The sequence below is a fragment of the Pseudomonas sp. 05L36 genome (assembly GCF_056398125.1).
On sequence record NZ_JBFTOU010000045.1, the window covers coordinates 20855 to 31446 of the forward strand.

The window sequence follows — 10592 nt, forward strand, 5'->3', positions numbered from 1 at the left end:
AACGGCCTGTTCCCGGCCAATTTCCCCAGGATCCGGGGGCGTTGTGCCAACCTTGCTAATATTTCGTAAGCCAACGCTCCGTTTCAGCATGGTCAATACTGCAATGCCGGCTCCTGCATAACGCCTTGCGCGTGGCATCCATCTTGACTGGACATAGACATGGCCACAGTGACGACACCGATCGAAGTTTTCGACATGAAGACGTTGCTGGCAGCGCTGAAGGCGTTGCGCAATGGTGACTTCACCACGCGTATGCCGCAAGACTGGACCGGCATGCCGGGCAAGATCGCCGACACGCTCAACGAGATCATCGACATGGCGGCCGACACCGCCACCGAATTCGAACGCGTGGCGCGACTGATCGGCAAGCAGGGCAAGGTCGATGAGCGTATCCAATTGCCGATGATGAAAGGTTCATGGCAAAAGATCGTCAACTCGAGCAATGCGCTGACCAGCGACCTCATCAGCCCGATGAGCGAGATGATTCGCGTTATCGGTTCGGTTGCCGAGGGTAATCTGAGCCAGCAGGTACCACCGGTACTCGACGGCCTGAAACTGCGGGGTCAGTTCCTCAAATCCGCCAGGATCGTGAACACCATGGTGACGCGGCTGGGCTCCTTCGCATCCGAGGTGACCCGCGTGGCGCGCGAAGTCGGCACTGAAGGGATTCTCGGTGGGCAGGCCAATGTCAAAGGGGTGTCCGGCACCTGGAAAGACCTGACCGACTCCGTCAACGACATGGCCGCCAATCTGACCACCCAGATGCGCAACATCGCTTACGTGACGACCGCGGTGGCCAAAGGCGATCTGGGCAAGACGATTACCGTCGAAGTCAGGGGTGAGATTCTCGAGCTGAAAAACACCATCAACACGATGGTCGGCCAGCTCTCGAGCTTCGCTGCGGAGGTGACCCGCGTGGCGCTGGAAGTCGGTACCGAAGGCAAGTTGGGCGGTCAGGCGCAAGTGCGCGGCGCATCAGGCACCTGGCGCGACCTGACCGAATCGGTCAACGGCATGGCGGCCAACCTGACCACCCAGGTACGCAACCTCGCACAGGTGACGACGGCGGTGGCGCGCGGCGACCTCGGCAAGAAAATTACCGTTGAAGCCAAGGGCGAGATTCTCGAACTGAAAAACACGATCAACACGATGGTCGACCAGCTCTCCAGCTTCGCCTCGGAGGTGACGCGCGTCGCGCTGGAAGTCGGTACCGAAGGCAAACTGGGCGGACAGGCCGAAGTGACCGGCGTGTCCGGTACCTGGAAGGACTTGACCAATTCGGTCAATGGCATGGCGGCCAACCTGACCACCCAGGTGCGCAACATTGCCGACGTGACGACGGCGGTAGCCAACGGCGACCTGTCACGCAAGATCACAGCCGAAGCGAAAGGTGAAATTCTCCAACTCAAGGAAACCATCAACACCATGGTGGACCAGCTCTCGACCTTTGCCGACGAAGTGACGCGCATGGCTCGCGAAGTGGGGACTGACGGCAAGCTCGGTGGCCAGGCCAGGGTGACGGGCGTCGGTGGAACCTGGAAAGACTTGACCGACTCGGTCAACAGCATGGCCGCCAACCTGACCAATCAGGTGCGAAACATCGCCGACGTGACGACGGCGGTGGCCAAAGGCGACCTGGGGCGCAAGATTACCGTGGAAGCCAAGGGCGAAATCATGGAGTTGAAGAACACCATCAACACCATGGTGGACCAGCTCAACAGCTTTGCCGCCGAAGTGACGCGGGTGGCGCGCGAAGTCGGCACCGAAGGAAAGCTCGGGGGACAGGCACAGGTGCAAGGCGTGTCCGGCACCTGGAGGGATTTGACCGAAAACGTGAACTTCATGGCGGCCAACCTGACCAGCCAGGTGCGAGGCATCGCCAAAGTGGTGACCGCGGTGGCCAACGGCGACATGAAGAAGAAACTGACACTGGAGGCCAAGGGCGAGATCGCCGAACTGGCCGACACTATCAACGGTATGACCGATACGCTGGCGCTGTTCTCTGACCAGGTGACTTCGGTGGCGCGTGAAGTGGGGGTCGAGGGCAAACTGGGGGGCCAGGCCAACGTGCCGGGTGCTGCCGGCACCTGGCGCGATCTGACCGACAACGTGAACGGTCTGGCGGCCAACCTGACCAATCAGGTGCGCGCAATTGCCGACGTGGCGACTGCCGTGACCAAGGGCGATCTGACCCGTTACGTGGAGGTGGAAGCAAAGGGTGAAGTGGCGGAGTTGAAGGACAACGTCAACGAGATGATCCGCAACCTGCGCGAAACCACGCGGCAAAACGCGGAGCAGGATTGGCTCAAGAGCAATCTCGCGAAATTCAACCGCCTGCTGCAGGGCCAGCGCGATCTGGCGGCAGTCTCCAAGATGGTGCTGTCTGAACTGGCTCCGCTGATCAACGCCCAGCACGGTGTGTTCTACATGATGAACGAGAACCCGCCCGATCCTGCGAAACTCAAACTGCTGTCCGCTTATGCGTACAAGGGAAACATCAATGTGAACGATGAGTGGCGGCTCGGCGAGGGCCTGGTCGGGCAATGCGCTTACGAGAAGCGGCGCATCCTGCTGACCGATGTACCCGCCAATTACGTCGCGATTTCATCGGGACTGGGTGCGGCCGCCCCGCTGAATATCATCGTGTTGCCGATCCTGTTCGAGAACAAGGTCAAGGCCGTCGTCGAAATGGCTTCGTTCACGCGCTACAGCATCATTCATCAAACCTTCCTTGATCAGCTTGCTGAATCGATTGGTATCGTGCTCAACACGATCGAAGCCAATATGCGTACCGAAGAACTGCTCAAGCAGTCGCAATCGCTGGCGCAGGAGCTGCAAAGGCAACAAGAGGAATTGAGACAGACCAACGAGGAACTGGGGGACAAGGCTGGACTGCTGGCGGAGCAGAAAGCCGAAGTCGAGCGCAAGAACCGCGAAGTCGAAATCACCAAGCTGTCGCTGGAGGAGAAGGCGGAGCAGCTGATGCTGACCTCGAAGTACAAGTCCGAATTCCTCTCCAGTATGTCCCATGAGCTCAGAACGCCATTGAACAGCTTGCTGATCCTGGCCCGGCAACTCAGCGACAACGCGGAACACAATCTCACGCCCAGGCAGGTCGAATATGCCAAGACCATCCGTAGCGCGGGCAAAGACCTGCTGGAGCTGATCGACGAGATTCTCTATCTGTCCAAGATCGAGTCGGGTACGGTCACACTGGATTTGAATGAAGCGCTGTTCGCCGATCTGCACGACCAGATCGAACGCACCTTCCGGCCGGTCGCCGAAAGCCGAGGCCTGGACTTCACGATTGAACTGGCGCCTACCCTGCCCCCCTTCATCTTGACCGATGAAAAGCGCCTGCTGCAGGTGGTCAAGAACCTGCTGTCCAACGCCTTCAAGTTCACTGAGCAAGGCAGTGTCAAGATCAGCATCGAACCCGCTGTGTCCGGGTGGAGCGTGGATCACAGCGAACTCAATAGCGCCGATGCGGTGGTCGCCTTCGTGGTCACCGACACCGGCATTGGCGTATCTGCCGGCAAGCAGAAGCTCATCTTCGAAGCATTCCAGCAAGCAGATACCGGAACCTCACGAAAATACGGCGGCACCGGCCTCGGCCTGTCGATCAGCCGCGAGCTCGCACACCGGCTGGGCGGTGAGCTGCGGCTGATCCCCGGTGAGATCGGCAAGGGCAGTACTTTCGCGCTGTACGTGCCCTTGCGTACACAGGATGCCCAGCGTCAAACGCTGGACGAATCAGCGACAGAGACAGTACCTGGCCAAGTCAGGCGCGACCTCATGTCAGGCCCGTCTGCACAGATACCGGACGACCGCGAGTCTGTCCAACCCGGGGACCAGGTGCTGCTGATGCTCGAGGGCGACGCCCGATTCGCCAGCATTCTGCTCGAGGCCGCGCACCAGAAGGGGTTCAGGGCTATCGTCACGACCCGTGGCGCGGATGCACTGGAGCTTGTCGAGCGCTTCAAACCCGCCGCGATCACACTGGACCCGGGCCTGACGGACATCGATGGCTGGTCGCTACTCGAGCAGTTGAAGCGCAATTTCGCCACGCGTCACATCCCGGTCCAGATCATCTCGACCGCTGACGACCACACACGCGGGTTGCGCTATGGCGCTTTCGACTATCTGCTCAAGCCGGTCACAGCCGACGAGATTCAAAATGCGCTGGTCGGCATCGTGGCATTCGCTCGGCGCAAGACCAGGAACCTGCTGCTCATCGACGGCGACGAAGAGAACCGCGCCCGCATCCTCGATCTACTCGGCAACACCGACGTGAAGATCGAAACGACCGCCAGTGGCGCTGAAGCCTTGAAGAAACTGGCAACGAAACGCTATGACTGCATGGCAATCAATCTCAAACTGCCCGACGCATCCGGCATCAGCTTTCTCGAGGCGTTGCAGGAAGACCACGCCATGCGTGAATTGCCGATCGTCGTCTATGGTGCAGAGACACTGACCAAGCCGGAACACGAGCGTTTCAGGACACTGCTCGGCAAGGGCGTCATCAAGGCAGTTCAGTCCCCCGAGCGCATACTCGACGAAACCGCGCTGTTTCTACACCGCGTCGTAGCCAGGCTGTCGCAGACCCAGCGCAGGATGCTGGAAAAACTCTATGCGGGTTCGGACAGTCTGGAGGGTAAAAAGGCCCTGGTGGTCGACGATGACGTGCGCAATATTTTTGCCCTGACCAGCGTGCTCGAGTGCAACAAAATGCTGGTGGCCACGGCCGAAAACGGCCGAACCGCCATAGAACTGCTGCAGCAGCAGCCCGATACCGACATCGTCCTGATGGACATCATGATGCCCGGGATGGATGGCTTTGAAACCATGCGCCAGATCCGTACATTCAAGAGATTTGAAACCCTGCCCATGATTGCGCTGACCGCCAAGGCGATGATGGGTGACCGTGAAAAGTGCCTCGAGGCAGGAGCATCGGACTATGTCAGCAAGCCAGTGGATACCGAACAGCTGCTGTCACTGATGCGCAAATGGCTCTATCGATGACGCTGTACCGCGCTCATTGCGCGCCAGCGCAAACCGAAGTGACATAAATATGCAGCAGGAACCCCCGGTATTCAATGAGAGAGCCCAGGTGCGGCACCCGCTCCCGCCTGATGGCGTGCCAGCATCCGTGTTACTGGTGGATGACAATCGCGCCAAGCTTACGGCGCTCGCCGCAGTGATTGCCGACATGGGCCTCGATATTGCCACGGCGACTTCCGGGCGCGAGGCGCTGCGCCTGCTATTGCAGCGCGACTTCGCCGTCATTCTGCTTGACGTGAAAATGCCAGTGATGGACGGCTTTGAAACCGCTGCACTCATTCACGGCCGCCCGAAGTCGGCCCACACGCCCATTATCTTCGTCACAGCCGAAGCCGAAACGGATTCCGAGCGTTTCCGCGGTTATACGTCCGGCGCAGTGGATTACATCTTCTCGCCGATTGTGGCCGCGGTTCTTCGCGCCAAGATCCGGGTGTTTGTCGACCTCTTCTACCTGCAACGCAAACTGACGATGCAGGCCGAAGAATTGCTGCAATCGAAGCTGCAGTTGCGTGAACTGGCCTCCTATCAGGAGCACATCAAGGAAGAAGAGCGAAAGCGGATCGCACGCGACATCCATGACGAGCTGGGACAGAGTCTGCTGGCGTTGCGAATCGACGTCTCCATGTTGCAGGCGCGCACCAGTACCCTGCACCCCAAGCTCAACGAAAAGGCCAGCGATGCTCTGAATCACCTCGATACAGCCATCCGCAGTGTCCGCAGCATCATCAATGATCTTCGGCCGCCCGTACTCGATCTGGGATTGCAGGCAGCGATCGAGTGGCAACTTGAAGAGTTCCGGCAGCGCAGCGCGATCGATTGCACGATGTCGGCGAAAGACGAGAATTTGCGTTGCGATCTGAATGAAAAATCCGCCACGACGCTGTTCCGCATCGTGCAGGAATCGCTGTCGAATATTGCCCGGCACGCGCAAGCGACACAGGTGCATATCGAACTCTACAAGGAGGGTCGCCGGCTTTACCTGCAGATCAAGGACAATGGCGTCGGCATGACGGACCGCAAAAAATTGAACTCGTTCGGGTTGGTGGGGATGAAGGAACGCATCAGCATGCTCGGCGGAGAATTCACGATCGACAGCGCACCGGACAAAGGAACGAGATTAACGATATCGCTGCCACTCGACTGACCCGGATGGCATTGAAATGCTATGGCCCGGGCCCATCGGGCGGGCCAACCAGATTGCTGGCACCTCTGCCGGACCGATAGACGGATCAGAAAGTGGCCATTTCTCTTGACCCAAACACTGCGCACAATCGCACCCGTTACTGGGGGATATTCCCCGTCAGCGGGGCTTTCATCCGGGCTGCTCATACGCTGGCTTAAAGCCAGCGGACAAGGGGGGCGTGGCGTAGAGCTATTAGTCACTTCCTGTCATTTTTGGCGGGAAAGTTGCATCGTTTCCATCCCGGCTCGAAATCAAACTTTTCGCCCGCCCGGCAAGTAGCGGTGGCTCGTTGCTCATGTATTACCACGCGCTCTGAGGAACCCGTCAGAGGTGTTTGCGATGAAACTGGATGCCGGAAGGTCGAAACCTGGTGCATTGGCCAAAACCAGGCTGGCGCTGAGTATCTCTGCTGCCGTGATCATGTTGGGGCTGGGCTTGTCCCAGGCCCGGGCAGTCCCCCTCGACAACACCGATCCACCGCCTCCTACCGACCCATCGGCGTTCACCAATCCGCCCGCCGACCCCGATGCCGCATTGCGGGACTTGCTCAAGCTGCCTCCCGCAAACGTCGGCGCCTTCGACTTGCCCAATGGTGTGACCGGTAACCGTCAGACCCCTTTGATCGACAATGTGCTGCCACCCGATCTGCAAACCAGCTTCAATATCCCCACTAACGGTAATCCCAGCCCGGTGTTCGGGGCTCAACCGTTCACCCAGAAGCTTGAACTTTTCGAGGAATTCGGCTCGAACAAACTGGATGCGACCGACCCGCCATCACCCGTTCCGTTTCCGGTTCCGACGCTGGGCCCCGCACCGGCGCAAGATCCATTGAAGGTGGCACGTAGCGGCCCGTCGCCGGATGCGCTGGAGGCCTTTCTCAGGCAGCCGGCATTGACGCCCTTCCCGACAGAGTTCTCCAATGTCCTGGACCGCAACCCCTGGAAGGCGCAGATCGAGCTTTTCCTCAATCGCCGGGTCGATTCGCCCGCAGAAGGCCGGCCACCGGGAAAAGGCTGGTCGCACCAGCGTTTCAATGAGTTTTTCCCGCGCGACGCCTTCAAGACGGTGCAAGCCGGCGCGCACGTCAACAGCGGCTTACGTGATCGTATGCAACGGCATAACTACGCCGTGGGGGAATTTGCGCCCGGCGGGCTCTATCACAACACCAGCGGCGACCCGGCCAACGAGGGCACCACCAAGGGCATTCAAGTGCAGTTTCACCCCAACTTCCCTGTCCAGGACCATAATGCGGTGTGGACATTCGACGGCACCTTTCCGCCCAAACTGCTTCTAGTACGCTATGGCCAAGCGATGCTGATGCGTCACTACGATGCCTTACCCATTGACCCATCGGCCAACCGGGGCTTTGGCCTGCACACCCTTACCACCCATGAACATAACGGCCACTCGCCCGCCGAAAGCGACGGCTTTACCAACGCGTTCTTCTTCCCGGGCCAGTACTACGACTATCGCTGGCCGATCCAGTTGGCCGGTTACGACACCATCAATACCAGCGCTGAGGATCCGCGTGCGGCATTCCCCTGCGACCCTGGTGAAATCCTGTTCGTCAACGACGCCAGCCCCGGCTTCAAGACCTGCAACAACGGCACCATCAAGATCCGTGGCGACTGGCGCGAAACCATGAGCACCCACTGGTTCCACGACCACATGCTCGATTTCACCGCGCAGAATGTCTACAAGGGCAATGCGACGATGATGAACTACTACAGCGCCGTGGACCGTGGCAACGAGGCGGTCGACGACGGGGTCAACCTGCGCTTGGCCAGCGGTTCGGGGCTGGGGTGGGGTAACCGCGACTATGACGTCAACTTGACGATCGCCGACAAGGCCTGGGACCAGACCGGCCAGTTGTGGTTCAACCCCTTCAACACCGACGGTTTTCTCGGTGACCAGGTGCTGACCAACTGGGAGTACAAGCCCTTCCTGGACGTACGTGCCCGTCGCTACCGTTTCCGCATTCTCAACGGATCGGTTTCTCGCTACTTCAAGCTGGCGGTGGTGCGTCAGGTCAATGGTAATGGTGGCGAGTTTCCTGGCCCGAAAAGCTCCGCTGTTTCCTATAACCGGGTGCCGTTCCACTTGATTGCCAACGACGGCAATATCATGGAGCACGCGGTGCCGTTCGATGGCAGCCTGGACCTCGATGGCGACGGCGACACTCAGAACCACAATGGCATTCTGCCGATACAGGGCATTGGCGAGCGCTATGACATCGTCGTCGACTTCGCGAAGAACGGCATCAACCCCGGCGACAAGCTTTTCTTCGTCAACATCGAGGAGCATGAAAACGGCAAGCGTCCAAAACGTGACATTGCATTGGCGGATGTACTCTCCGGGAAGTACCTGCCCGTTGTCAGGCAAACCAGCAACGGGCCACAGTGGGTCAACGGTGACCCGGGCGTGGGCCTGTTCCTGCAACTGAACGTCCAGCCTTACACCGGCCAGGATGTCAGTATGAATCCGGTCGACTTCGAGCCCGCCAAGCCTGGCAAGCCCGAGGGCAGGTTCATGATCCCCTTGCCCTTGCACCGTGATGACCCTGCCGATATCGCCCGGCTTGCCCAGGCGCGGCACCGCACCTTTATCTTTGGCCGCTCCAACGGCACGGATTTCAAGCCCTGGACGATCAAGACCGATGGCGGCGAAGGCTTCAACATGGACCCGCGGCGGATTTCAGCCGCGCCACAACTGGCCACTGGCCCGACACCGGCCGGGTTCAAGGGTGAGGGCACGCTGGAAGTCTGGAAGATCCAGAACGGCGGCAATGGCTGGAGTCACCCGGTGCATGTGCACTTCGAGGAAGGGATCATTCTCACTCGAGGTGGCAAACCACCACCAGAATGGGAAAAAGGCGCGCGCAAGGATATCTACGATATAGGCCGCCATCCTGAGAGCCTCGACACTGTCGAGATGGCCATACACATCCGTGAGTTTGCCGGCACCTACATGGAACACTGCCACAACACACAGCATGAGGACACGTCGATGCTGCTGCGCTGGGACTCCGAGCACCCGGGCCAGTTCCAATTGATGCCCACACCTTTGCCCAGCTGGGACGGCGTGAAATTCGTGGCCTCGGTTGCGTTACCGACGTTCCGTACGGGAGATGGCGTCGGGCCACAGGCCGGGGTCAACGATAACCCGGACAATAGCAGTGGCAGTGGCAGTGGTAGCAGCGGCAGTAGCAGCAGCGGCAAAGGCGGCAGCGGCAAAGGCGGCAGCGGCAGCGGCAGCGGCAGCGGCAGCAGTGGCAGTGGCAAAGGCAGCAGCAGTGGCAAAGGCAGCGGTGGCGGTGGCGGTGTCAGCGGAGGCAAAGGCTAGCGTCGTCAATCTAACGGCTGGTCATGTCGTCAGCAAACGCAAAAAACCGCTTACATGACCGTTTCAATCCCAAAGCCGCCTGTCATCACAGTCGGCTTTGGGTAGATTGCTGCTGGTCACAATCTAAAATCATCAGCTTTCTCGGTGATGGACTCGAACAGCAAACGCACTTAGCCAAGTCGGCTTGGCGTACGATTCTCGCCGAATCCTGCGGCCGTCCCCAAAATCCCTCTGTGGCAATGCCGCAAATTTGCTTTTTTCGAGGGAAAAATGGCAGTGCTTTGACCTGGTTCGTTAGCCCGACCATAGATTTTTTATGGCTGTTTCGCTCAAACTGCCCGATTTCCCCCATGGAATCTGGAAAAAAAGACGAAAAAAATAGCGGGGCTCTCGCCTACCTTCCGACTCGCCGAAAACCCAGTAATGGTGCAGGCTGCGCGATAAAAGATGGCAATGTGCAACCAGTCATGGGCACTGCCGTTGGTCAGCAAAACTGATCAAAAAATGAACGAATACGGTTTTTTCGTTCAGAATACGCAACAGGTGGCACGGGCTCTGGTCCTCACCTGACCCCAGAAGCGGAAGTTAAACCTCATATCAGCCAAGTGCGAATGAGGTTTTTTATTACCTGAAAATGGAAATAATCGAATGACTAAAAGTTCATTCGCCAAACTCGCTTTTATCTTGACAGCGTAATGCCGCAAGATAATTCAATTGAAACGGCTGGATCATAACTTCAGTGAGCAACGGCAAACTCTAATCAAGCCGTCCTGAAAGTCAGGTTGATTCACTGTTTGAACAAAGAGGTAGTCATGGAACTTAGTATTCTTTCTTCTCCAGTCGGGGAATATTTGCGCTTGGGCGTTGTATATTTTCATCTTATCGCCTGCTGCGTGGCAATCGGGCTGGTTTTGACCAGTGACATTGCAATGGTCAAGCAACTCCTGAAGGGCGATGCATCAGGTCACCATGATGACGCGCACATGGACAGTCTTCAAAAAACCGT

4 protein-coding genes and 1 pseudogene are annotated in these 10592 nt (G+C 58.5%); all 5 read left to right on the forward strand.

The annotated features are described in order from the left end of the window. Positions 1-159: 159 nt before the first annotated feature. Positions 160-5022, forward strand: a complete 4863-nt coding sequence (locus tag AC1DKH_RS28810) for a response regulator (RefSeq protein WP_477800040.1) — start codon at positions 160-162, stop codon at positions 5020-5022. Between the two features lie 49 nt (positions 5023-5071). Then, positions 5072-6205 carry an ATP-binding response regulator gene (locus AC1DKH_RS28815; RefSeq protein WP_477754748.1) on the forward strand — a complete coding sequence of 378 codons (1134 nt, stop codon included), beginning with the start codon at positions 5072-5074 and terminating at the stop codon, positions 6203-6205. Positions 6206-6583: 378 nt separating this feature from the next. Continuing rightward, positions 6584-9586, forward strand: a complete 3003-nt coding sequence (locus AC1DKH_RS28820) for a multicopper oxidase domain-containing protein (RefSeq protein WP_477800041.1) — start codon at positions 6584-6586, stop codon at positions 9584-9586. 23 nt (positions 9587-9609) lie between these two features. Continuing rightward, the gene (locus tag AC1DKH_RS28825; protein ID WP_477800042.1) at positions 9610-10083 is read left to right on the forward strand and encodes a hypothetical protein; all 474 of its coding nucleotides are present in this window, start codon (positions 9610-9612) and stop codon (positions 10081-10083) included. A gap of 315 nt (positions 10084-10398) precedes the next feature. Beyond that, a pseudogene (locus AC1DKH_RS28830) lies at positions 10399-10592 on the forward strand (hypothetical protein); the annotation flags it as partial.

What these genes read in the sequence shown, in the direction of transcription:
- AC1DKH_RS28815 (WP_477754748.1), top strand. Translation starts at nt 5,072, where the DNA reads ATGCAGCAGGAACCCCCGGTATTCAATGAGAGAGCCCAGGTGCGGCAC.
- AC1DKH_RS28825 (WP_477800042.1), top strand. Translation starts at nt 9,610, where the DNA reads ATGTCGTCAGCAAACGCAAAAAACCGCTTACATGACCGTTTCAATCCC.
- AC1DKH_RS28820 (WP_477800041.1), top strand. Translation starts at nt 6,584, where the DNA reads ATGAAACTGGATGCCGGAAGGTCGAAACCTGGTGCATTGGCCAAAACC.
- AC1DKH_RS28810 (WP_477800040.1), top strand. Translation starts at nt 160, where the DNA reads ATGGCCACAGTGACGACACCGATCGAAGTTTTCGACATGAAGACGTTG.